The organism is Nostoc sp. DedQUE05, assembly GCF_034530955.1.
Lineage (GTDB): Bacteria > Cyanobacteriota > Cyanobacteriia > Cyanobacteriales > Nostocaceae > Nostoc.
In genome coordinates, this window is the sequence record NZ_JAVRCB010000001.1 from 486,450 (window position 1) to 511,423 (window position 24,974).

At 41.0% G+C, this 24,974-nt stretch carries 22 protein-coding genes; 9 read left to right on the plus strand and 13 right to left on the minus strand.

Going from position 1 to position 24,974, the window contains the following annotated elements; all coding sequences use genetic code 11:
* Positions 1–27 precede the first annotated feature (27 nt).
* A complete protein-coding gene (locus RMZ42_RS02125) occupies positions 28–681 on the plus strand; it encodes a TIGR04282 family arsenosugar biosynthesis glycosyltransferase (protein ID WP_322669828.1) in 654 nt (217 codons plus the stop codon).
* A gap of 132 nt (positions 682–813) precedes the next feature.
* On the opposite strand, the gene RMZ42_RS02130 is transcribed toward RMZ42_RS02125, so the two are convergent.
* Positions 814–1,470, minus strand: coding sequence for an NAD(P)H-binding protein (locus RMZ42_RS02130; protein ID WP_322669829.1), 657 nt, complete (start codon positions 1,468–1,470; stop codon positions 814–816).
* 178 nt (positions 1,471–1,648) lie between these two features.
* Here RMZ42_RS02130 and RMZ42_RS02135 point away from each other — a divergent pair, with 178 nt between their 5' ends.
* Positions 1,649–2,320 carry a DUF1997 domain-containing protein gene (locus RMZ42_RS02135; protein WP_322669830.1) on the plus strand — a complete coding sequence of 224 codons (672 nt, stop codon included), beginning with the start codon at positions 1,649–1,651 and terminating at the stop codon, positions 2,318–2,320.
* Between the two features lie 64 nt (positions 2,321–2,384).
* On the opposite strand, the gene RMZ42_RS02140 is transcribed toward RMZ42_RS02135, so the two are convergent.
* Positions 2,385–2,855: a DUF4079 domain-containing protein gene (locus tag RMZ42_RS02140; protein WP_322669831.1), complete on the minus strand. Its 471-nt coding sequence runs from the start codon at positions 2,853–2,855 to the stop codon at positions 2,385–2,387.
* Between the two features lie 199 nt (positions 2,856–3,054).
* Here RMZ42_RS02140 and RMZ42_RS02145 point away from each other — a divergent pair, with 199 nt between their 5' ends.
* Positions 3,055–4,338: an ankyrin repeat domain-containing protein gene (locus RMZ42_RS02145; RefSeq protein ID WP_322669832.1), complete on the plus strand. Its 1,284-nt coding sequence runs from the start codon at positions 3,055–3,057 to the stop codon at positions 4,336–4,338.
* 573 nt (positions 4,339–4,911) lie between these two features.
* On the opposite strand, the gene RMZ42_RS02150 is transcribed toward RMZ42_RS02145, so the two are convergent.
* From RMZ42_RS02150 to RMZ42_RS02175, 6 genes are all read right to left on the minus strand, one after another.
* Complete coding sequence (locus RMZ42_RS02150) at positions 4,912–6,303, minus strand: PP2C family protein-serine/threonine phosphatase (protein ID WP_322669833.1); 1,392 nt, start codon at positions 6,301–6,303, stop codon at positions 4,912–4,914.
* Positions 6,304–7,332: 1,029 nt separating this feature from the next.
* The gene (gene ftsY, locus RMZ42_RS02155; protein ID WP_322669834.1) at positions 7,333–8,994 is read right to left on the minus strand and encodes a signal recognition particle-docking protein FtsY; all 1,662 of its coding nucleotides are present in this window, start codon (positions 8,992–8,994) and stop codon (positions 7,333–7,335) included.
* Between the two features lie 253 nt (positions 8,995–9,247).
* On the minus strand, positions 9,248–9,889 hold the full coding sequence (gene nusB, locus RMZ42_RS02160; protein WP_292787087.1) for a transcription antitermination factor NusB: 642 nt from the start codon (positions 9,887–9,889) through the stop codon (positions 9,248–9,250).
* Positions 9,890–10,036: 147 nt separating this feature from the next.
* Positions 10,037–10,777 (minus strand): DUF502 domain-containing protein, encoded by a 741-nt coding sequence (locus RMZ42_RS02165; RefSeq protein ID WP_322669835.1) that lies wholly within the window; start codon positions 10,775–10,777, stop codon positions 10,037–10,039.
* Between the two features lie 874 nt (positions 10,778–11,651).
* Entirely contained in the window at positions 11,652–12,560 is a 909-nt protein-coding gene (locus tag RMZ42_RS02170) for a glycosyltransferase family 2 protein (RefSeq protein ID WP_322669836.1), read from the minus strand.
* Between the two features lie 126 nt (positions 12,561–12,686).
* A complete protein-coding gene (locus RMZ42_RS02175) occupies positions 12,687–13,529 on the minus strand; it encodes an HpsJ family protein (protein ID WP_322669837.1) in 843 nt (280 codons plus the stop codon).
* 1,013 nt (positions 13,530–14,542) lie between these two features.
* Between RMZ42_RS02175 and RMZ42_RS02180 the strand changes: the two genes are divergently transcribed.
* Positions 14,543–15,190, plus strand: a complete 648-nt coding sequence (locus tag RMZ42_RS02180; RefSeq protein WP_322669838.1) for a glycoside hydrolase family protein — start codon at positions 14,543–14,545, stop codon at positions 15,188–15,190.
* Between the two features lie 17 nt (positions 15,191–15,207).
* Here RMZ42_RS02180 and menH read toward each other — a convergent pair whose 3' ends face one another.
* The 5 genes from menH to metG all read right to left on the minus strand — a co-directional run bounded on the left by menH (position 15,208) and on the right by metG (position 20,491).
* Positions 15,208–16,026 (minus strand): 2-succinyl-6-hydroxy-2,4-cyclohexadiene-1-carboxylate synthase, encoded by an 819-nt coding sequence (gene menH / locus RMZ42_RS02185; protein ID WP_322669839.1) that lies wholly within the window; start codon positions 16,024–16,026, stop codon positions 15,208–15,210.
* A 357-nt stretch (positions 16,027–16,383) separates the two neighbouring features.
* Complete coding sequence (locus tag RMZ42_RS02190; protein WP_322669840.1) at positions 16,384–16,785, minus strand: metal-sensing transcriptional repressor; 402 nt, start codon at positions 16,783–16,785, stop codon at positions 16,384–16,386.
* Positions 16,786–16,878: 93 nt separating this feature from the next.
* A complete protein-coding gene (gene lptC, locus RMZ42_RS02195; RefSeq protein WP_322669841.1) occupies positions 16,879–18,045 on the minus strand; it encodes an LPS export ABC transporter periplasmic protein LptC in 1,167 nt (388 codons plus the stop codon).
* Between the two features lie 44 nt (positions 18,046–18,089).
* Positions 18,090–18,719, minus strand: a complete 630-nt coding sequence (locus RMZ42_RS02200) for an NYN domain-containing protein (RefSeq protein ID WP_069072029.1) — start codon at positions 18,717–18,719, stop codon at positions 18,090–18,092.
* Positions 18,720–18,886: 167 nt separating this feature from the next.
* Positions 18,887–20,491, minus strand: a complete 1,605-nt coding sequence (gene metG, locus RMZ42_RS02205; RefSeq protein WP_322669842.1) for a methionine--tRNA ligase — start codon at positions 20,489–20,491, stop codon at positions 18,887–18,889.
* 379 nt (positions 20,492–20,870) lie between these two features.
* Between metG and RMZ42_RS02210 the strand changes: the two genes are divergently transcribed.
* The 5 genes from RMZ42_RS02210 (at position 20,871) to RMZ42_RS02230 (ending at position 24,627) form a co-directional block, all read left to right on the plus strand.
* Complete coding sequence (locus tag RMZ42_RS02210; RefSeq protein WP_322669843.1) at positions 20,871–21,596, plus strand: 1-acyl-sn-glycerol-3-phosphate acyltransferase; 726 nt, start codon at positions 20,871–20,873, stop codon at positions 21,594–21,596.
* A gap of 160 nt (positions 21,597–21,756) precedes the next feature.
* Entirely contained in the window at positions 21,757–22,575 is an 819-nt protein-coding gene (locus tag RMZ42_RS02215) for an alpha/beta hydrolase (RefSeq protein WP_322669844.1), read from the plus strand.
* A 152-nt stretch (positions 22,576–22,727) separates the two neighbouring features.
* Positions 22,728–22,964 carry a hypothetical protein gene (locus RMZ42_RS02220; protein ID WP_322669845.1) on the plus strand — a complete coding sequence of 79 codons (237 nt, stop codon included), beginning with the start codon at positions 22,728–22,730 and terminating at the stop codon, positions 22,962–22,964.
* Positions 22,961–23,308 carry a type II toxin-antitoxin system PemK/MazF family toxin gene (locus RMZ42_RS02225; RefSeq protein WP_322669846.1) on the plus strand — a complete coding sequence of 116 codons (348 nt, stop codon included), beginning with the start codon at positions 22,961–22,963 and terminating at the stop codon, positions 23,306–23,308. The genes RMZ42_RS02220 and RMZ42_RS02225 overlap by 4 nt, the downstream gene beginning before the upstream one ends.
* Before the next feature lie 152 nt (positions 23,309–23,460).
* Positions 23,461–24,627 carry an EcsC family protein gene (locus RMZ42_RS02230; RefSeq protein WP_322669847.1) on the plus strand — a complete coding sequence of 389 codons (1,167 nt, stop codon included), beginning with the start codon at positions 23,461–23,463 and terminating at the stop codon, positions 24,625–24,627.
* Positions 24,628–24,974: the final 347 nt, after the last annotated feature.

Below are 24,974 nucleotides of genomic sequence, written 5' to 3' on the forward strand. Positions count from 1 at the left end.
TTTTTATTCAATTAAACAAGGTATTTTGTGCTGAACTTACCAGCAAGCCCAAAACAGCACCTGATTATTTTCACCCGCTATCCAGAACCAGGTAGGACAAAAACCCGATTGATACCTGCTTTGGGAAATGTTGGTGCTGCCAATCTTCAACGGAAAATGACTGAGCATACAATATTTCAGGTTCAAGAATTGCAAAAGGCCATTGACATATTTGTAGAAGTGCGGTTTGCAGGCGGCGATTTGCAACTTATGCAAGATTGGCTGGGGTTGGATTTGATTTACCAGTCTCAAGGAGAAGGGGATCTAGGTTTGCGGATGGCGCGATCGCTTTTTGATGCTTTTCAATCTGGTGCAGAAAAAGTAATTATCATTGGTACAGATTGTCCTGGAGTGAATGCCCAGATTTTAGCAACAGCCTTTGAGAAGTTACACGCCTTTGACCTCGTACTTGGCCCTGCGCTCGATGGTGGATATTACTTAATTGGTTTGCGCCAACCCATCCCGGAGTTATTCGTTAACATCGAGTGGGGAACTGCTCAAGTATTCCAGAAAACCGTGGATATTGCCCAGAAACTTAATTTATCATACGCGGACTTGTTGCCCTTAGCTGATGTTGACCGACTGGAGGATCTGCCAATTTGGGAACAAGCCCTTGCAGGGGAGATGGAGCGATCGCTTTAAGGAGTAAAATCAAGAGGCGAATTGAAAAAGTGCGTAGGCACAGCCATAAGAATCACTTTTCCATAAAGATGTGAGCCGATTATCTTGGGGATGAGAATTAAGTAGACAGAAGCAATAAAATCATGTGAAATATCAGCACTGCTGAAATAGCTCCTTAAAGCTTTTTGAAGCTGCTTCAGGTTTGGCAACAATTTCGACAATTTTATTGCGTGCATCTGCTTCAAACAGCGCTTCAACAGCAACTTGTGCAACTTTCTGCCTGGGGATACTACCATCAAACAGCGTATCTGCACTCTGCATCACGATGCGGTCGGAGTTATCTTCATTCTTCAACCCACCAGGTCGGACAATCGTATAAGTAAGACCACTTTTTTGAATATACTCTTCAGCTTGTTTTTTCCACAACAAAATTAGCCAAAACAAGTTCAGCGGATGGAAAAGCCGAGAAGTACACAAAGAAGAAACTAAGATAAAATGCTCAATTCCCTTTGCTTTAGCAGCATCTACTAAATTTTTAGTCCCTTCAAAATCCACTTTATAGGGGCCAGTGGGGTCAAAGCTAGGTTTTGCCCCAGTCGCAACCAATAGAACTGTGCTATCTCCCAAGGCAGCACTTAAACTTTCTGGTTGTAACACATCGCCTAACACTAATTCGGTTTCAGGAGACAGAATACCCCTAGCTTTCTCTATATCCCGCACCAAGGCTCGGACGGGAATATTCCGCGCGATTAATTCTTGCACAATCCGGCGACCTGTTTCACCTGTTGCCCCTGCTACAAATGCTTTCATGATAAATGCTATCCTGGGAAACTATTGTGTGCTTGTTCAGTTCTTTATTTTAGTAATTCTATGGAGTTACTCGCAGATTCATGAGGTTTCGGTCAAAATAGGATCTGAATGCGAAATGACCCAGGTGTGTGGGGAATCATTAATATAGACTAACGCCAAAATATACAGTAATGCATTTATGCTTTCAAGAAAAGGCGAATATAAATCCTGGGAAATAACAGAAGCAGTTTTACCTGTAGCGTCCAGCCAAGAAGCCGAGGACACATTAACAGAACCAAATGTAGCGACGTTGACAAAATTTTACGGTCGTTATCAAGATTGTATGGAAATGGCTGCCCCAGTAGAGAAGGTTGCTGAGTATCTCAATTCTCACGCCTCATGGTTTGCGCGCTGCGCTGAACCCATGAACGTACAATCACTTGGGGAAAATGGCTATGCTTTAACAATTGGTCGTTTTGGTTCTTTCGGTTATGAAGTAGAACCAAAAATAGGTTTGGAATTGTTGCCCCCAGAGGAGGGTATTTACCGCATCCGTACAATCCCCATTCCTGACTACCAACCGCCTGGTTATGACGTAGACTATCGCGCATCTCTAGAGTTAAAAGAAACCGATGTTTCCACTAGCATTGGTAAGGTTACAAGAGTTGAATGGGAATTGGATTTGATAGTTTATCTTCACTTTCCCCGGTTTATTCAGCGATTACCCAAATCTATAATTCAATCTACAGGCGATCGCTTACTTAACCAAATTGTCCGCCAAGTCTCCCGCCGCTTAACTCGCAAAGTTCAGGAAGATTTTCATAAATCTTTAGAAATACCATTTCCTGGGAATTCTAAACAAAAGCGCTGAGTCAACAATCCTTTGTCATTTATCATCTACTAATGACAAATGACAAAGGACAAATGGCAAAGGACTATGCTTTAGTGAGAATTCTTTGGACAATTTGCACCCCAGTAACAGCCTGCCAAGCAAAAAGTCCCAAAAGAGTGAAATTTATTAAAATGTGAGTTGCACGCGCCCAATTTGCCCCTTTCTGCATATAAGGGGACAAAGCAGCAGAAAATGCAATTAGACTTGTCATACCAAGTCCTGCCAGCAGGTGAGGCCCGACAAACAACTTACCATTATTGATGTAAGTGACAGCCATCCCTCCGATCGCACCTGCTACCATCAAACCTAGGAGTATAGAACCGATTTGGTAGTGTCTGACGTTATATTTACCTTTAATCAGTTCTTTCTTTTCTTCCCCTTGAGCATTTCTGGTACGCTGTAATTGCAGTCCCAAATAGGCAGCATAAATTGAGAGTACTAATAGCGCCCACATGAGCACCGGGTGGAAGAAGTTCAGCCAATATTTCACCGACGTAGAAAGTTCCAGACTCATCGTGTTCTCGCCTAATTAATTATTAAATATTTATAAAAATTAGCATAACTCTATTTTCTGTGCTTAATGTTGCACAAATTAAAAGAGACTTCCGCACGTCCCTGACTATTTTCCTTCACCCTCTTGCCAAAGTGGATAAACAATCTCAGACTAAATTTTGAGGGTAGACGAACAAAACCCCTTGTGTGGGATCTCATCCATGACTGAAAACAACGATACTTTGCTGCTCAAAGCTGCTAAAAGTGGTGATATTAAGGGGCTGTGTGCGCTACTGGCTGCTGGTGCAAGGGTGGACGCGTGCGATCGCCAAGGTACCACGGCGTTAATGTTTGCTGCCAATTTAGGCTACACCGAAATTGTGCGATCGCTGCTCGATGCTGGGGCAAATATCAACTTGCCCAGAAAACTCTATGGTTTAACAGCTTTGATGTTGGCGGCTAGTGCCAAACAGCTTGACATTTTGCAACTTTTACTATCTAAAGGTGCAGATGTCAATGCCACTAATGAAGATGGCAGTACAGCATTAATGGCAGCAGTCCTCAAAGGTTATATCGATGTAGTGCAAGTTTTATTGGCTGCTGGTGCCGAAGTTAATATTGTTGATAAAGATAATGATACGGCGTTGAAACTTGCCGTTAAGCAGGGAAAAATAGAAGTTTTACAAGCAATTCTCCAAACTGGTATCGATGTCAATATCCCAGATGAGGAGGGTGAGACACTTTTAATGCTAGCGGCAGATTTGGGACATATAAAGATTGTGGAAGCACTGCTAGCAGCAGGGGCTGATGTGAATGTGAAAAACGCTGATGGTGGAACAGCCCTATCGGCAGCAGCAGCGGCTGGACACAGTGCGATCGCAGCAGCTTTACTAGATGGAGGTGCCCAGATTAATCTTCAAGATCGAGATGGTGAAACTGCCTTACACCTTGCCGTTGTGGAAGGCTACATTGATGTGGTGCAAATATTACTTGACAGGGGTGCAGATGTCCAAATTAGCAACCACCTGGGCGATACACCACTGCTTGTAGCAGCATTGCAGGGACATAGCCAAATTGTCGAGGCACTGGTACGTTCTGGCGGAGATATAAATGGGAAAAGTCTTGGTGAAGTACCTTTGACGTTGGCTGCATCACAAGGACACACCCAAACGGTGCAAGTGTTGTTAGACTATGGTGCTGATGTCAATATTTCAGGGGATGATGGCAAAACTGCTTTGATCAAGGCAACCGAACGCCAACACAAAGAGATCGTACATTTGCTGCTGGCAAAGGGGGCAGATGTGAATTTTCAAGACTCAGCGAGGGCCACATCATTGATGTGGGCGGCTTCAGGAGGTTATGGCGAAATTGTGCAGTTATTACTCCAAGCTGGGGCAGATGTGAATTTGAAAAACCGTGGCGGTTATACTGCTTTGATGATTGCAGAATTTAATGGTTATAAAAATGTGGTGCGGAGTCTGCAAAAAGCTGGGGCGCAAGAATAGCAATCTAAATTCTTCATCGAAAATATTTTCTAGAAATATCTTGACAAATTATTAAATGAAGCTTATTCGCTGAAATAGCAAGGAAGTTTAAAAAACCAAATTTAGGACGAAGAAACAAAGAAAGCAAAACTCCGTCGTAGCTGTTGTGAACTTGCTACGGCGGAGAAAGAAAAATTAAAACGCCAAAAGGGAGCAGACTAAATGCTTGCGTCACAAGGATAGAAAGAAAGCAAAAATGAAGAAGTAAATTTACCTTTTACTTTTTACCTTGTACATTTTACCTTTTACCTGCTCTCCCCCTTGGCGTTTCCTACTGTGCTAGATGTGCAAAATATATAGTTTTTAATTGAACAGAAAAGTATTCTAACGATCATTTTTTATGTATTATCCTAAAGGCTAAATACAAACAAGTTCCCAAAAAAGGTTGATGTGCAACCATTTGGGCGGTCGCCACGAAAATTCAAAGAAAAATAAATAAAAAATTAAATTTAGTGTAATCACTGTGGTGAATCCTCTGTCACCATAAACTCAAGCATTGACTAATGGACTCGATCGAGTATAAATAGCCAATGATTATAAGATTTGCAGAACAACTAGTGTCATATCATCAGTGTTTTGTTTATCAGCACCGATGAATTGCTGAACTTGGTCAAATAGGTAATCTACAATCTCCTCTGGCCCATTGCAGTATTTACAAGCAGTATTGAAGCTAGTAACAAAATTGTCTTCATCGAAGCGATCGCCACCAGCAGCAGCGGCATCAGTTAAGCCATCTGTATAGTAAATAATTGTATCTCCAGGCTCTAGCTGTGCCTGGGCATCTTCATATTGGCTGTTAGCATCCAAACCGATTAACATTCCCAAAGTATCTAAACGGGTGACAGTTTTTGTAGCTGCGTGCCACCATAAAGGAGGATTGTGTGCCGCATTGCTATAAGACAGAATTCGGCTGTAGGGGTTATATTCTGAGTAAAATAGTGTTACAAAGCGGTGGGAATTTTCCAAATCCGCATACATAACTCTATTTAAGTTTTGTAGAATTCCGGCTGGGGAATTACCATGTAAGACTTCTCCCCGTAGCATTCCCCGCATCATCGTCATAATCAGTCCAGCGGGGACACCTTTGCCCATGACATCTCCAATAACTAAACCCCAGCGACTAGTTTCGCTGCCACCTTTGATCTTGGGCTGAATCTTATTATGATTGGTAGCAATAAAGTCGTAGTAGTCTCCGCCGACGCGATTGGCAGGTTTACAGCGTGCAGCTAGGACTGCACCAGGAATTGTAGGGCATTGACGTGGTAGAAGTCGCCGTTGAATTTCTGCGCCAATTTCTAATTCTTGGTCTAAGCGTTCTTTTTTTCTTAGTTCTACAGCTAGTTCATCGTTTTCGATCGCTACTGCTGTTTGGTCTGCCACTAACCTAACTAACTTTTGCCTGGTTTCTGTCCAACTATATTCTGGATCGCGGCTCAAGACATAGAGCCATCCCCGTTCTGTATGCTTTACCAGAATCGCCGTACCAAAGATTTGCACATCTGGCCCCAAATAGCGATGCATCTGGTCATCCAAAATCCCCGTGGCATTCGCTAGAGGTGCAGTATTGGGTAAAAGCGTGATTTGACTACTGGCTATTTCTAGCGCTTTGCGGATATTCTTGCGCTGGCCACTATCTTGCCAATGTAACTGTTCTAACCTGACTTGACCATTAGGTTTGTAGAGAAACAGGGCGCTACCGTCTGCATCTGTCACTCTTGTTGCCATCAGCGGAATCAGTTCTAAAAACTGATTCAAATTATTGAAACTTCTCAGGGCAAATCCTAAAGAACTTAGCAAATCTTGAATTTTGTTCTGTTCCCGGTGCAACCTTGCCACGAGTTCTTTGAGTGCCACGACTGGTGTGACATCCGTCGCGGCACTACTACTATTATCAGTGGGTTGAGAGGGCAGTTGAGACACAGGCACGGGTATTATTGCACTTTATATTGGCAGATTTTAGATGATTTATAAATCTTTTGGCTTTGGCATTGCTAAACCATATTTAGACAAGACTTGCCATTTTAGCAAGAGTATAAAGACGTAACAGGCAAATTTTATAAGTATTTTATTTGCTTATTGTATTTTTGATGGAATATTAGTTATTTCAAATCATGTATTTTTAGTCCAAATTTTACCCGTAAAAATTACTAGTTTCGCTGATATATCAGAAAATTTTTCATTTTTCCATAACTTAATTACCAAAGCATATCTCTAAAGTCATAAAAATACTTTATTCAAAGAATAATTTATAACGCTCTCAGAGGGACTTTTTGGGCAGAAGCAACTAGCTAGAAGACTAGAAGTCTTTTGAGTAAAAACCTCTATAAGCGCTCAAATCGAGCTTGATTTGCTCAAAAACAGAACTACACTCGTTCCCAAACCTGAGTATATGTTAATAAGTTTTCAAATACTTAATTTGTACACCATAAATGCTCGGATAATCGCCAAGATTGAGCTTTTCCATTTTTAATTTCTCGTTTTGTAAATTTTGAGTTGCTGAATACGCAAAATTTAAATCCATCAAAACTGGATAAAAGTGAAGTAACTCTATCTTCTTAGTCAAAGGTAACAGAGTTAAACCATTAGCCTGTAATTTATTCTAGGGGTGAGTCATTTGGTAAGTGTAAGATATGAATAGAAGAGATGACACTAAAAATAGAAGAAATATCTTCTAAGAACTTTAAGTCAAAAGTCAGAAAGAGTCTTTTCATTTAACCATCATAATTCCAACCCCTCGATAGACGTTGCACGAGTAAGTCGCCATAGCCAACACCAGTCATCCCTAAATTTATCAGTTTTAAGACTTACGCAAAAATAGCTAAAAAGCTTAATTGATCGAACCTCCTTCTCTGTCAGAGGCTGACGCCAACGCGCAGTGTCTCCCAGAGAAGAATAATACAATATTGCGTAAGTCCTAAGTTTGGTAAGAAAAATTTTTAACTCGAAATTTTTCAATTAACCACTCAAAAGAGCTTCGACAAACTCATAGCTCGAAAAGGGGCGTAGGTCTTCAATTCCTTCGCCAGCACCAATAAAGCGAATGGGTAAACCTAGCTGCTGTACAACGGCAAGGGCAACGCCGCCTTTGGCAGTACCATCTAGCTTGGTTAAGACAACACCACTGAGTTGGGCAGCTTGGGAAAAAACTTCAGCTTGCCGTAGTCCATTTTGACCTAAAGTGGCATCTAGAACCAAAAGAGATTCTACTTTGGCATCTGGGGCTTTTTTGTCGATAATTCGCCGGATTTTACCGAGTTCGTCCATTAAATTTTTCTTGTTTTGCAGTCGCCCAGCTGTATCTACCAGAAGTAATTCGGTTTGACGCGCTTGGGCGGCTGCGATCGCATCAAATACAACTGCTGCCGGATCTGTATTTTTTCCCGGATTGGCAATTACATCCACGCCACTTCTACTACCCCAAACCTTTACTTGTTCCACTGCGGCGGCGCGGAAGGTGTCTGCTGCGCCAATCAAGCATTTATAGCCAGATTTTTGTCCCAAGTGGGCAATTTTACCGATGGTAGTGGTTTTACCGGCACCATTTACCCCAGTGATTAACCAAATATTCAAGGTTTCTTTTTCTGGCGTAAAGGTAGTTTTCTGGGATGTTTTGCTCGGTGCATCCAGCATATCCCGGAGGATTTTTTTTAGGAAAGCGATCGCTTCTTCAGGTGCGGTAACTTCTTCTCGCAGTTTTGTCTGTAAGGCATTGATAATAAAGTCTGTCGCTTCTACACCCACATCAGCTTGCAAAAGCAATGCTTCAATTTCCGTCACAGCAGCAGAGTTTAGCGGCCCTTGACCAACGATCGCCTTCAGTTGATTGAGAATACTACGACGAGTTTTGTCTAACCCTTGCCGGAGCTTTTTCAGCCAGGTAATTTCTTCAATAGAAACGTCTTCTGCACTCCTACCTTGAGCTGCTAGAACTTTCGCTGACCAGACAAACCCATCATCAAAAACCAATCCGGGAATTTCCTCTTGTGTTTCTGAGGTTGTAGCTACTGGCTGTACTACCTCCGGTTCTGGAACTTCAATGGCGGTGGCTATTAGTTGTTCTAGCTTGGCTTGCCGTTCTGCCGCCGCCCGTTCTAAAAAGGATAAGTTAGCTGGTGCTGTTGGCTGTGTTGCTTCTGGCGTAGCTAGTGGTTCGCTAGGTGTTGGTTCAACTTCGCTTGCCGTGAGTTCTGTGGTGGAAACATCAGGCTGTTCAGCAATTGCTGCCACTGAAGAATCTTCTGTAATTTCTTCCTCACTAGCAGCTTGGATAACTTCTGGCTGTGCTGTTTCTACGGTTGTATTAGTAGCTTCTGGTTCGGTTATTTCCGCAGTTGCCGTTTCTGCGGTTTCAGGTTCTATTGATGGTGCTAAGGTATCTGCTGGATCGGGTAGGGTTTCTACTACCTCGACTTGCTGTTTTTGCTGAATATTTTTGTAGGCAGCTTTCGCAAATGCCAATAAATCTGCCGTTGTGTCTGGTGTAGTTTCAGCAGTTGGTGTGGAGGTTTCGGCTGGCTTTGGTTGGGGTTCTTTTGCAGGAGGAGTTTCTTCCTGTTTCTGATCGGAGGGAGTGTTAGAGGAATCGTTATGTTGACGACGGAACCAATTAAAAACCATTGCAGCAGTATTAGTTATATGAGTTATAAGTTATAAATTATGAGTTTAATTTAACTTTGTACTTTTTCTTGGGGTGAAAACTTCCGGGTTATCCTCACCTTTCAACGCCAGTTTAAAGAAAATCGTTACAATAAAAGGTTTCCTCTGTTTGCGCAGCATCTCCCTTGGAAGAGGTTCCGCTTGGAGGAAGCCGCAGAAGGGGCTACAGATTTTTTTCCACGGCAGTAAAGAAATTATGAATTCCGCGGCAGTACTACGCAGTTTTTTTCTGCTCAGTGACTCGGCGCAAAACACCATTAATAAACCGATGACCATCGTCTCCACTGTAGCGTTTGGCTAGCTCCACAGCTTCGTTGATGGCGATACTGTCTGGAACTCCTAAGAACTTCATTTCTGCCACGGCGATTTGCAAGATATCGCGGTCAATTTGGGCGAGACGAGTTACTTGCCAATCTACTAAGGCTGCAGAAATGAGTTCATCTATAATGTGTCGATTTTCGTTGACGGTGATTACAAGCTCTTTAGCGTAATTCCGAACTCCCTTGTCCTGATTAGCTAATTGAATCAATACTGGGAAATCAACTGCTGTACCCAACTGATTAATTGCTGTCTGGGTGCAGGCGATCGCTTCTTGAAGCATTGTTCTGGCAGTATTGAGGTCGGAGGCCCGAGTTTGGCTGCTTAAGAGGCGATCGTTACTGCGTTGCAGTTCACCTGCGGCATTATCGAGGGTATCTTGTACTTCTGAGGTCAGAGTACGTACTGCTCCTAGCACCAACTTGGATACTAGTTGATCGTCTTCTAATTTATCTAATTTCTTTGGGTTGACTGGCAATTGGCTAAGGCTTAAAAGCGCCAATTCACGAGCAATTTGCTGGGGTTTACGAGGTTGCATAAAACTGAGGGGTGATTGTGCAAGAACTGAATTAACTAGGCAAAACAAACTTATAATTATATCAATTTTGGCACACTCAAACAACAACATTACGCATTTGCTTGTGACTATGCCAGATTGATTTTAAGTTTCTTCAACGGGAATAACCTACTGCTTGATTTCGTCGTGTTTCACTTCCAGTGTGGATTCTTGAGGGAAAACAAAAGGCGTATTAGGGGCGACAATGCCACCAGAAACAACTATTTTAAAGGCGTCTTCAATCGACATTGAGAGGTTCACCACCTCGTCTTCAGGAACAACTGCGTACCATCCGGTAGTCGGATTTGGGGTGGTGGGGATAAAAACACTTAGCATTGGGCGAGATATCTGGGCTTGGATATCACTGCTGATTACACCAGTCACAAAAGCGATCGCCCAAATTCCTCGGCGGGGATACTCTACCAAAATTACTCGGCGAAACTTGCCATTAGAATCTTTTAGTATCGTTTCTAAAAGCTGTTTGAGAGTTTTGTATACCTGTCCTGCTAAAGGAATTGCCTGTAATAATCGCTCACCAAAATCTAACAACCAGCGCCCAGCTATATTCCGAGCCATCAATCCCATCAACAATATACTTAGTAGGGGTACAGCCAATCCTACTAATAAATTAAGTATATTTACTAAAACTGGGTTTAACCCATCAAAGGGATTCAATTGTTTAGGAATTTGGGTGAGGAAGTTGATTACCCAAGTCGCAATGGTAATTGTCAGCCAGATAGTGGTTGCTAGGGGAATTACTACCAATAAACCAGCAATCAGGTCGTTTTTTAAGTCCTGTTTTAGGCGATCGATTACCAAGCCCCGATTCTCCTGTTTTAAGCTAGAGGAACTTTTGTTATTCGTATCCATACCAGCAGATTCGTCAAATTCCGAAGGCTTTAACTTTGGCAGTTTTTGCCGCAAGCAACTGTCTAAAACGCTAGCAAGTTGCTTGCTGTCGCAAAAACACGTACCTGCTGCTGGAAATTAGCTATTTTCCTATAAGCATACACATAGACATTCACCAATCCGATCGCAACTGTTTATTCTTAGAGGATATTACTTTTCTTTATAAGACTTGTAAATGATTGTTGCAAGTTCTTAGATATTATTAATGTACCGCGCTTAATCAAAAGCTGCTGATGATTGTGCAAGTACTACTGGATAAAATAATTTATTAGTTTATCTGTTCAGTCACTCACTTTTGAACAGGAGCGGCTTTTATGAAAATGTTCTATTAAAAATATTAATTTGTTAAGGATTTCTAAGAAATAAATTATCCATCTTGTGGGGTAAGTATTCTGCTTGCCCTGAATACAGATGAGGACACCCATCCCACTAGAAAATTTGGGATGTTTTTTATTTGGAAGTCCCTTTTATCTCAATACGGTTCAGTTAAGAGGTTGTTTGAAAAGTGGTTCGCTGTGACTTTAGGCACTTTTAGATCCCCCCTAACCCCCCTTAAAAAGGGGGGAACCGGAATCAAAGTCCCCCTTTTGAAGGGGGATTTAGAGGGATCTAAAACTTTTGATACCAACAAGAGGACTTTTCAAACACCCTCTAAGGGTAAAACTCTGGTTCCAAAGTCCAACTGAACTGTATTGCCTTTTATCTAGTCTTGATTCATAAAAAACAAGATCCCTGACAACTTTTACGAAGTCAAGGATCTGTGTAGCACATCTGTGCACCATATGATTTTGCGATCGCTGATTTTACTGGAAATCAAAAGGATTTTCAGCCCTGTTCACGCCGCATCAACCTGTGTAGTTTCAGAATCCGCACACTGCACCTGTTGTGTACTCTCTTTTACCAAAATCGCTGTTGTATCTAAATTAGGTTTTGGTAGATATTTCATTTCCCAGACTTTGAGCAAAATCAGGTATTCATAGAATGCCTGCAATGTACACCAAGCGACTCCGGCGCGTCCATCTAAGCATCCGCCTAAGATAAAATACATATATACAAACCGGAGCAACGGTCTAGCAGGCAAACGCAAAGACAAATCTTTCAGAGCACGCCGTCTTTCGACTTCCGATTTACCAAAGAATAAATCTTGCCAGTTAACTTTACCCTGTTCTAGCTGATACAATGTTTCTTGAGCTTCATCCGTAGAATAACGGTTGTGCTTGTCAATCCAGCGGCTCAAACCTTTGCTACAAGTGTAGTGTGGGTATGTTTCTTTTAAAAAGCTAGTTGCACCCTCACAAACTTCTCGCTCGGTATGACCGTAGTCTGTAAACCAGACTTTCCCGTGGCGGAAGAGTCGCATTTGGTAACGCGGATACTGTGTGCTGTAGCGAATCCAACGATTCATGAACATGACGCGTTCAGCCACGTAGTAACCGATATAGTCTGGATTATGACTTGCCTTTTCACATTCTGCAAACAATTCTGGTGTCATGCGCTCGTCAGCTTCGAGAATGTAAACCCATTGATGCTTCGGGGGGATAGACTCTAACATCCAGGTACGTTGGCGTCCGTGGCTTTCAAAAGCGTGTTGGACAACGCGGATGGGATAGCGACTGGCGATTTCCACAGTGCGATCGCTACTGCATGAATCCATAACAATGATGTCATCTGATAACATCGCCGATTCGATACAAGCAGCAATATCTAGTTCTTCGTTATATGTCAGTATGTAAATTGAGAACATTACTCAAGTTTTATAGCGATTTTACTCAGCGATCGTTGTCTTTTTATTGTTATTAGCTATTAGGCGCATGGCAGTATCAGCCGTCAATAATTTTTGGATACTCCCTACTGCCATGCCAATAGTGGATTAGCGTGCGGCAGTTCTAGGTTTACCACCTTGTACAGCACCCCTACCTCTTAAGCTTGTCCAGCCGATGATAATGTAACCAATGGACAATAGCAAACTGCTAATACCAATCCGCAGCCCAGACTTCCAAGCAGTATCTTTAGCCTGTTGCAGTGCTTCGTCTCGGCGCTGGCGAACTTGGCTCAATTGTTGAGTTTGCAGTGTTTGAACATCTGTTTGTTGTTCGATAGCTTTGTCAAGTACTTGGGGATTTGTTTTAGCCTTCTTCAGTAACTCTTTGATATTTGCGGGAATTTGAGGGCTTTCAATTGCTTGCTTATATTTTTGGTCATCTTTGAGGATTTCACTAAATTGAGCTTTGGTTTGGTTTCGCAGTTGGTCTAGTTGCGCTTTTCCTTGATCGGTATTCAGTTGTGCTTGCAATTGCGATAATCGAGTGTTTAGTTGAGTTTCTGCCTGATCTGCTTCCTGGGTGATTCGGTTGAGTGTTTGAGTCTTGGCTTGATTGACGTTATTTAAGTGCAGGGGAAAAATCAGCAAGAACATCAACCCTAAAATACTGGAGATAATCGCGGCGGGAAATCTTAAGTCGATACCCTGGGGGCGATCGCTTGCTGGATCGGCATTCTCAATCCAATAGGCAGCAAACAAAAGCCCCAAACCGACTAGAGGGACAATTCCGCGATCGACAAGCGCTGTTCCCAAATTGATTTGCCATACCCGATCGGTGGGTTGAAAGGGTAACAACAGAATCAAAAAGTCAACGAAAAACGACAAAATGCAGATTATTCCAACTACCTTAAGTGTGAGAGCAGTACTCACGGAAGTAAAACGGTTAACCATAGTTTTTCAAACTGGTGGTGAATATGAGTGATTTTCATATTTCAAGCTACTTGAATATTGTGCCCATGACTATGACTATTGTGTAAAAACACAAAGCAGATTCAATATTGATAAAGGCTAATCTGCCTCTTGGTTTTCAACTAGCCCACAGTAACATTTGTTATCTCCAGTGTCTTCAGGAAATTCTTGGTATCTTAAAATACAAAAATGATGTGGGGCTACAGGAACAGACTCATACCAATTCAAAATTAAGAGCTGATTCGTAAAGAAAATTTTAAGGGTACTCAACTCATTACTAGGTCTGAATTTCAGCGAATAAATCTGGATTGATTTAAATTATTGAAACCCTTATTAGACAAGTACTTTACTTGATTTCACAAATTAGCTCTAAGAAAGCCAGACAGAACAAAGGTATGTCCCTATGTATCTGTCGCATTCTTTTTAAAATTAGTATCATTAAATACTCAATCTCACGGTTCGCAGTTCTCAATCGGTCGTAATACAGACTTTTTATTGGGGATCGCAGTTGGGCATTGGTGTCAAATTAAATCAAAACCTTCGCAATGAGATTGTATCGACCTATCGCCCGATTTGAGCAAAGAAGCAATTATTACTGAGAGCAGATGCTACTATAATCAATTGACTTTATACTTATTCGAGATTTTTGCGAGTCTCTCGGTTGTTATACTTACAGTAGTTTTCTTTTAGATGAAGTACAAAGCTACGGATTTTAAGGCAGGAGGTAGAAACTCTTTATATTTGATGCGTCAGTCCGGCATTTTGTACCTCAGTTACTTACAAACTCCTGTATTTATACTCTTTTTTGCTAATTTCTCAAAAAATGAGCAAATCGGAAATAATAACTAACAATCAGGTGTGAACTTTACTCGAATTAGTTCGTCGGTGATTTTTGTTAGCAAAAAGAGTGAATTTGAAGGAGTCAGACTCTGAAAGGCTTTGAATTCAAAGGTGTTGAAAAACTTATTGGCCCAATAGCCGCGCTTCTCGGCTTTGTGTATTTGTTGCAATGGTATATTGGAGACTTGCGATCGCCTCCCGATCCCATCTTTGAAAATAAACAGCCGCCTTTGGTGATGAAAGAGGGCGACCCTTATATCCGCGCTTTAATGCGAACTATCTCGGCAAGTGAGGCTAGTGGAAACCGCCCCTATTCGCTGTTGTATGGGGGACAGCAAGTCAACGACCTTAGCCGACATCCTGAGATATGCGTCACAATTGTCACAGGCCCTAATACAGGAAATTGTTCTACCGCTGCTGGCAGATATCAAATTATCAACATTACTTGGTATCGTTTAGCTCCTCTTTATCACCCAAAGCCGATGCGAATGATGTTTTGGACTACTTATAGTTTTGAAGCAGAATATCAAGATGTAGTAGTTTACCGTTGGTTAAATGATTCTAAAGTTTGGGGAACTAATATTTCGCAACTGTTGCGTCAGGGAAAATTAAATGATGTTTTGCGGCGACTCTCTCCCACTTGGACAAGTCTGGGATATGGTATAGAAACTAATTCTGTTAGTAGCTCTTTGCCTAAAGTTTATCAGAAAATGTTGCAAGAGGAATTAACCGCAGCTAAACAACCAACAGCCCCAAATTTGCCACCATCTCCAACTCCTTCTAGCAAGGCACTAAAGAAGTAGTGAAGTTATCCTAATTTTTAACTTGCTGCGGATAAAAAACTTTTGATATTTTCCACAAATGCCAAAGGATTTTCAAAGTGGATATTGTGTGCAGCATTGCTAATTATTTTTAGCTGTACAAATTCGCATATTTTAGCCATTTCTGTATTAATAGATATAAATTTTTGATCGTATTCACCGACTAGTAAAAGCATGGGAATTGTACTGCATTGTAGTTTTTCCCATAAAGAAGGCTGACATCCAGTACCCATAAAGCGCAATGATTTATCTAATTCCTGTGAATTGTTCTGCAACCGACTTTCAATCATGCGATCGTATTCTGGATGATTTTTTATATCGCCAAAAATCGGCTGATTGTACCAATTTGATAGAAAAGCAATAAAATCAGTTTTTTCAAAGGTTCTTGTTAATTTTCTACCTATTTGTGTATCAAGTTTAATCCGTTCTAATCGTTCTGTTGCTGTTGATAAACCTGGGGAAGCTGACTCTAGCACAACTTTATAAAAACGTTCTGGAAAATTCAAGGCTAGGTATAAAGCCAATCTTCCACCCATTGAATAACCAACTAAAAAGCATTTGGCAATTTCTAACTCATCCAGTAAGTTGATTAAAGCATGAGCAGTGTTTGCCATTGTATAGTATTCGTCCCCACCCAAAACTTGAGTTTTTCCATGTCCGGGGAGATCAATTGTTAAATAGGAAAATTCGTTAAATAGTAATTTTATAGCTTCATCAAATTCATTAATATTACCCATGAAGCCATGCAAAAAAAGAATTAGTGGTTTATCTAGAGTGCTAGTTAAAGAATAATTAAGCTGATAGTTTTTTACGCTCATAGTTTAGCTAAAAACTTCGTAATCCTACAGCATATAGCGGTTATCAGTTGAGTGGAATACAGACCTAACCGCCAGTTCTTTCCTTATAAGGGAAGGGGAGTAAGATTCAAAGCCTCTCTCCTTTTAGGAGAGAAGAATGGAAGTGAAGTCAAACTGCATTTTCCATTCGATAACCGCTATATTATCTTATGGAAAAAGTTTTTACCTCGTTCACTTTTTTTTTCTAGGAGTAAACAAGGCAAGTCTATAAAAATAGGTTATCTACAAGTTATCAATATGATGTTGCCAGGGTGAATGTCACGATGCACTATATTAATTATTAATTTGGCGAACGCATTTAGATTATTTTTCTCATTCTTAAGGTAAAAATCGATCTAAAGCAGCTTTTAACTGTTTAATTTCAACGTCAATATTACCCTCTTGTGCGGCTCTAGCAATACACTCAGTTAAATGTTCATCCAAAACAATTCGCGCTACCTTATCTAATGCGCCCCGCACTGCGGCAATTTGCAGTAGAACATCAGGACAAGGGCTATTTTGCTCGACCATTGCCTTAATACCACGAACATGTCCTTCTATACGCGATAATCGATTGACAATTCGCCGTAAAGACTCTTCGCTATGGATGTGGGGATGAGCCAACTCTCCAGTCCCATGAGTACCATCTGTATGCTCGTGGTCTGTATCGTGATAGTGGGGATGTTCTGCTTGCTGGGGTGTTGGCAAGGATTTTTTACCTAATCGATTTGATCCATTCATGGGCTATCAAAAGGCTTGTATTACTAAGATCCTAGTCTAGTACTCGACCAACCCAAAACTTACGAGTGAAAGCAGATCCTATTCACCCTAACTTTACTGCTGACGATTGGCTCTTTCTTGGGGAATAATCTCCGTTACTACCCTACCGCTAGAACTGCCACCTTTGACAACAATATTTTCTGTTTGCAGATTACCAACTGCTGTTTCACCCACAAAATTTAATGGTGGGTCAATTTGTCGGTAAACAACATTTCCCTGAGCTTCAACTAACTTATTATCTAAATACCAAGTTAATGTATTGGATCTTAGAGACTGGCGACGCTGACCAACGGCGTTGACGTTACCTTTTAAGTAAACGGTTTTTTGCGGTATTTTCATTTCACCTTGATTGGCTGTCACTGTGACATTTTCAGCACGCTGGAACATTCGCGTAGGTGAGTTTGTAGTTACAGTTTCTGCGTTCATGTTCCAGGTCATAGAGTTACTAGCTATTTGCATTGGTGGGTCTAGTAAGTCTAGTTGAGCATTCTTTTGGATAGTGGCAATTTTTGTTTTTAAGTTGACTTCGGCAGAATTACCCTTACCGCGATCGCTAATTTTATTATCTTTGTAGCGGTCAATTTCTAGAGGGCGATCGCCAATCAGTTTTTCTTCTTTAATATTCCAGATTAAATGTTCAGTTCTCACTTGCATCTGGGGATCGATAGAATTTGCTACTACTCCTCCAGAAAATTCCATCCGTTGTTCGCGGGTTTTAACTCGTACTTCCTGCGCTACTGCTTGTAGTTTTTTATGGCTGCCGTTAATCTTGTTACGAACAATCAACAAATCTTCTTTGGGACGCCATTCTAATTCATTACCTTGCAACACAATCCCATTACTAGGATCTGTGGCAAATATTTTACCTTTTAGAAACAACTGCTTCCCATCTTGTTCAATGTCTGCTACATCTGCCTTAATTTGGTAAACAATTTTGCCATCTTGATATAGTTCACCATAAGGACTTTCAGCCTGACCAATTTGTTTTTCTTTGGTGTATTTTGCGGTTTTAGCCCTGACTTTCCAAATTGGTCTTCCCACTTCATCTGCTTGTTCTAGGGTGACATCAAAGAAAGTCAAATTGCTATCTTTGTTAGATGAATCAGCAGTATTTTGTTGGGAAGCTGGAGGTGATTTACCCCCACAGGCGACTAAAGCAAATACCAATAAAAAGGTCAAAGGTAAAACAAGAAAGGAGGGAGTGGAGGAGAAATCTTGCATTTTTCTCTTTCCCCATCTCCCTCTTTTATGAAATTGATACGCCATTATTCTTGGATTTCTAGGTGTCCATCACTACTTCTGGGGTCTTCCAAAAAACCGATCCCAGATAAAGGCCGGTATGGATAGCTTTGGCGAGGAGTTTTTTGAATATCTTCTTTGATCGCTTCTAAATCAATGTAGCGATCGCTTACATTAATTAAGCTGTCACTGGTCATCGAACGCAAGCTGACAACTTCTACCCGCACGCCACGATAGCTGACTGAATTTACTGCATAAGCCAAATCCCCATCACCGCTAACTAAAACTGCGGTATCATAAGAATCTACAAGTGCCATCATGTCTACTGCTATTTCTACATCCAAGTTAGCTTTTTTAGAGCCATCTGGTAGCTGGACTAAATCCTTAGCAATGACTCGATAGCCATTGCGACGCATCCACAGCAGAAACCCCTGTTGCTTCTCGTTTGTCCGATCTACACCAGTGTAGAAAAAAGAACGCAGTAATCTAGAACCTCCTGTTAATCGACATAATAGCTTCGTGTAATCGATTTCAATCCCTAGTTGCAATGCCGCGTAAAATAAATTTGAGCCATCAATAAATATGGCGACCCTACCCCGATTTTCCAAAACTTGTTCTGGCGTAAATATTGAATCGTTTTCCAAATTATTCAACATTGTTGTGATACCTCAATTTTTATCCCTGTTATTTTTGATACAAATTACCAACTTTTAGATGCTAGTCACAGCGGCTTATGATAATGTTCCGCAGCTAATTTAAATTGAGCCACGATAAATTTTGTGAGAAAATAAAAAAATTGAACAAAATCAGAGTTTGATAAGGACTAATCGTTTTTCGGGGATTCTATTCGCTGAAAAACAGGTTGGTGTTTACCCAACTGTTGTTTGCTCGATAGTAGTCCCCATGTAGCATGGGTGGCAAAAGGAGCATTAACTGAACTTTGTATTTGATCGTTAAAGTTTATTCCAAAGCCCAGTTGCTGATAAATATCGCTACTGATGTTCGGAATAATTGGGGATAGCAGATAAGCTGCCAGTCTAACCGATTCTAGAACTGCGTAGAGAACCTTTTCGACCGATTCCTGCTGTCCCTGTTTATATAATGACCAAGGAGCCTGTTCATCAATAAACTTATTACTGGCTTGCGCCAGTGAAAGTATGACCACGCAGGCTTGACTGAAAGCTAGCTCTTGGTATGCTTGTTTTACCTGTTCCCCTAGACGTAAACCAATGGCTTTCAAAGGATTTTCGTCAGGAATCCCTTCATTGCCGATTGATGGGACATTATTCTCAGCACAGTACTTTTTCACCATGCTCATGGTGCGATTGAGCAAATTACCTAAATCATTTGCCAAATCTGCATTCAGAACATTAATGAACCTAACTTCATTAAAATCTCCATCTTTGCCAAATTCGATTTCCTTAAGGAAGTAATAACGAACGGCATCACTACCATAGCTCTTAACTAATGCCACAGGATCAAGGGTATTACCCAGACTTTTGCCCATCTTGAGACCATCTTTGGTCAAAAAGCCATGTCCAAAGACTCTCTCTGGCAAGGGTAAGCCAGCCGATAACAGCATTGCTGGCCAGTAAACTGCATGAAAGCGCAGAATATCTTTACCAATTAAATGCAAGTTGATTGGCCACCATGTTTCTAAAGCATTTGCTAAAGTCGGTTCTGTATCTGGTTCTAGCAATGCTGTGACATAACCTAGCAACGCATCAAACCAGACATAGAGAGTGTGCTTGGGATCGACTGGTACGGGAAAACCCCAATCTAAATTCACTCGTGAAATGGAAAAGTCTTGCAGTCCTTGATTGACAAAGCTGAGGACTTCGTTGCGCCGACTTTCTGGTTGAATAAAATCCGGTTTAGATTGATAAAATTCTGTCAGCTTAGTTTGATATTTTGATAAGCGGAAAAAATAGTTTTGTTCGTCTCGCCACTCCACTTCTTTGTTAGTATGAATTGGGCAACGGTGTCCTTCTAGCAGATCCCGTTCTTCTTTGAATTCTTCGCAGGATACGCAGTACCAGCCTTGTTGTTGTCCCTGGTAAATGTCACCAGATTCCCAGACTCGCTCAAAGAATTCTTTAACGATCGCTTGATGATGAGGCGCAGTAGTCCGACTAAAGCGATCGTATTGAATATCTAATAATTGCCATAAACTCACGAAACTAGGGACAATTTCATCACAAAATTCTTGTGGCGCTTTCCCTAAACTTTCTGCCGATCGCTGAATTTTTTGCCCATGTTCATCTGTACCTGTAATTAGTAATACTTGATGTCCCAGTAATCTCTGAAATCGCGCCACTACATCGGCTGCGATCGTCGTGTAAGCACTGCCTATATGAGGGACATCGTTTACATAATATAGGGGTGTGGTCAGCGCAAATGTAAATTCTTTTTTTTTCACTAGATTCATACAAAATAAAAATTAACTTATTAAAACGTTTTACATCTTACCTTTTATCGGCAAAACCAGGTAATTATACAATATTATTACCATTTTTTCCAATAACATCTTCATACTAGCAAGTTTATCAAGTCCAGAATCGTTTTTTAATACGCATCAATTAAACTCATTTTTACCTAAAAAATGGAAACTAACTAATCATAATTTTTTTGAATAGTTTATATTAGATATTCTTGTGTTCAAGAATACATAATTGAGAATGCAGAAAATCTAATTACTCTTGTAGATTAGATATTTCTATCTTAAGACGGTCATGGCGATAGTAAAGAAATGTAAAAATTAAATTAAGACAAATTGCCATATTTACTGGAAGATATATTGATTAGGTATGAGTGGAAATAGCCCCCTAGAGATTTCTCGCGCTTTGGTGGCGGCATTCTCAACGCAAATGTTCCGCTATTACGAAGACCGCATTCCCCAGGATGCGAGCGTCTTGGTAGTCAGCAATCACCGCAGCTTTATGGATGCACTGATTTTAATGGCGGCGTTATCGAGTCCGATTCGCTTTGCTTGCCATCACTACATGGGACAAGTTCCAGTCATGCGGGAGATTGTCACCGGTCAATTGGGGTGTTTTCCCTTGGAAGAAACTCAAAACCGCCAGCAAAGCTTTTTTTCGCAGTCACAATTGCTATTGCAGTCCAAGCAGATGGTGGGAGTATTTCCAGAAGGGACTGCACCAATGGTGAAATTTACTCAGCCCAACCAGGTGGGTGAGTTTCAGCGCGGATTTGCCCATTTGGCATTACGAGCGAATGTGCAAGATTTAGCTATTTTGCCGATCGCGATCGCTTCCTTAGAAGAAGTAAACACTAATGGCTTCCCATTAAGACTTTTAAGTGTATTCGACCCTTCAGAACCTTTATTTAAGCAAAGTGGTTGGCATCCCTTGGTAATTTATCGTCGAGTTGCGGTGTTAATCGGTCGTCCTTATTGGATTACGCCCCAACATCATAAAAAATATCATGGCAAACACGCCAGAACTGTTGTGGCTGAACTGACAGAACACTGTCACGGCGAAATTAGCAATTTACTGCGTCAAGGTTGCTATTAGAGCCATTCAATTTTGGATTTTGGATTGTTCTTATGACTTTCAATGTCTTGCTCTAAAGGGACGTTTGTTTTAGGTAAGAAGCACCGAACTTTATTTGAAAGCAACGATCGACAGTCCAAAAGTTTTATACCATTGACCAATGACTAATGACTAATGACCAATGACTATCACAGAAGTTGAGCTAAATCCTTGTTTTCTAACTCCTAAACGAGTACAGCCAGAGTATCCACTTTTGGTATATTTGCCAGGAATGGATGGAACTGGTCAACTATTGCGATCGCAAACTGCTGGATTAGAAGCTGGCTTTGATGTCCGTTGTTTGGCGCTCCCCCGGAAAGACCTTAACACTTGGGATGTCCTAACTAAAAGTGTATTGGACTTGATCGATGCTGAATTAGAAAAAAGCTCTCAAAGACCAGTTTACCTGTGCGGTGAGTCCTTTGGTGGTTGCTTGGCAATGAAAGTGGCAATCCAAGCACCCCATTTATTTAGGCGAATTATCCTAATTAACCCAGCTTCGTCCTTTCAGCTTCGCCCTTGGTTAAGTTGGGCATCCCAATTAACTTACCTAGTGCCATCAGGATTGTATGATGTCGGTGCATTAGGCTTGTTGCCATTTTTAGCATCTTTGTCACGCATTTCTCGGAGCGATCGCCACGATCTGCTAAAAACGATGCGTTCTGTCCCGTCAGAAACCGTTCTTTGGCGGTTGTCTTTACTGCGAGAGTTTCATGTTGATGAGGAACAGTTAAGGCGTTTAACTCAACCAGTTTTGTTGATTGCTGGTGCTAGCGATCGCCTTTTGCCTTCTGTAAGCGAAGTCAACCGGATAGGGAACATCTTACCAAATAAAAAGATTGTAGTGTTGCCCCATTGTGGACACGCTTGCTTGCTAGAGCAAGATACTAATCTCTATGAAATTCTTAAAGATAACGATTTTTTAGAAAGTAAAGCTGATACAGGTAGAGTTAATAAGTAAAAAGTGTGCTACACATAAATTCAGAGAGTTCACAACCTCGATTTTGCTTTCTTTGATAAGAAGGAAAAGTAAAGTACATTTAATATCTCGTCACCTTCAAATAAGATTTGCATCTTTAAAAAGCTTAAACACATATTTTTGGAGACTCTTAAATGATTGCTCTCAAAGAGTTCCTCAGCCAGGAATTAGACAAATTGAATGAAGAACAACTCAAACAAGTTAGTGATTTTATTGCCTTCCTCAAATTTCGCAGCAGAAATATTAGCTGGCAAATAGATAAAAATCAAATGGCCGCTCTTTACAGTGAATTTGCCCAGGAAGATCGTCAACTAGCGGAGGCAGGATTAGATGAATATGCAGAACTACTTACACAAGAAGATTTAAAATGAGGGTTCAACGAGGTGAAGTATGGCTAGCCAATTTAGATCCTACTAAGGGTTCTGAACAAGGAGACACAAGACCAGTTATTCTTTTTCAAGATAATATTGTCGCCGAATTTTCCACCACCATCATCACCATTCCTCTAACAACAAATTTGCGTCGTGCATCTTTGCCAACCTGTTTATTAATTCAAAGTGGTGAAGGTGGATTAGAACGGGATTCAGTTGCTCTTTGCCACCAATTGCGGGTAATTGATAAAACAAGATTGCAAATAAAACTGGGCATTCTGACTCCAGAAATACTCACTATTTTAGAAGGCAAAGTGTTGTTGACATTAGGTTATCAGTGGTAAAATCATAACCTCTGTCATCCATCTTATGTCTATAGTTAAAGCTTAGAATCATTCTTATTTGCTCTGACAAATTGTACTTATCGAGAGATGTCAAAGCCCCTCAAACTTCGTTACAACCAAAAAAGAGAGGCTTTACAAGATGGTGTCAAACTATGGCAGACAAACTACAAGAAATAGAGGTGAATAAATTAGTTAATTCATCCAGAGAAACTTCAGAAGTAAAAATCCAGACTCAATCATCAGTAGAAAATGAACCGTCTATAGTAGAGTCTTTGATTAAAACTGTTGCTGAGACTGGCCAAGCAGTTTTAGACACAGCAATCGAGGTAGGAGAAGCGACAGCAAAAGAAACACACAAGTTTATTGAGCAAACAACTCAAACCAGCGGTCAGGTTGTAAATCGTCTGAGCGAAAATTGGCTGATTAGAAAACTATCTGGAGTCTTAAATCTCAATTGGCTGATTAACGATAGTAACCTTGTTAATTTAGAACAAGCAGAAGCGGCGGTAAACAAGCTTAAAAAACAGTATCCAAATGAATCACCCAGCCAGCTTGCTCACCGAATCATGGTGGAAAAATCAACTAAAGCAGCCACAGTTGGACTAACCACTAGTATTTTGCCAGGAATAGCAGTGGCATTGTTGGCAATTGATTTAACAGCCACAACGAAATTGCAGTCAGAAATGCTTTATCAAATTGCATCTGTCTACGGGCTAGATTTAAAAGATCCTGCTCGTAAAGGTGAAATTTTAGCAATTTTTGGGTTGGCTTTGGGTGGAGGGCGTTTGTTGAAAGCTGCGGGGTTAGGCTTGCTGCGAAATGTGCCCTTGGCGGGTGCAGTGATTGCAGCTAGTTCCAATGCAACGATGATCTATTCATTGGGCTATGCTGCTTGTCGATTTTATGAAACCAAGCTGGATGAATCAACTTCCTTAGCATCACCACAGACATTAGCAACATTAAAAGCCGAAAGTGAAAAGTATCTAGAAAGTGCGATCGCTCAAGAAGCAGTCATGGATCAAATCTTAGTTCACATGATCCTTGCTAGTCATCCAGACAAGACTTTAGAAGAAATTTTGCCAGAATTACAAGCTGTAAAACTCAGTCCTACCTCGTTGGATGCCATTGCCCAAAATATCAAATCACCTAAATCTTTAGATATACTGCTCAATCAGCTAAATCGTGATTTTGCCATACCCTTGCTGGCTCAGTGTAAAAAAATTGCCCAGCTTGATAATAAGACTACACCACACGAACAAGAAATAATCGCAGCGATCGCCCGTAAATTTAATATTGATACAAATAAAATCGAGGGATAGGGCATGGGGCATGGGACAACAAGCAGGACGTAAAAGAATCTGACTTTTCACGGCATCTGGAAAACCTCTCTCTAAATCTCTCTCCTAAAAGGAGAGAGACTTTGAATTTTCCCCCTTCCCGCCACGGGTTGGGGGTTAGGTTTTTAGTGGACTTTTCCATATAACGCGAAAAGTCAGGTAAAAGAATGGAGATTATAGCTTCATTAACGAGTATCAAAGACTCGTTAACGGAGTTCTGAGGTGGATTAATGAGGATCAAAGACTCGTTAACGGAGTTCCGAGGTGGATTCACGAGGATCAAAGACTCGTTAACGGAGTTCTGAGGTGGATTAATGAGGATCAAAGAC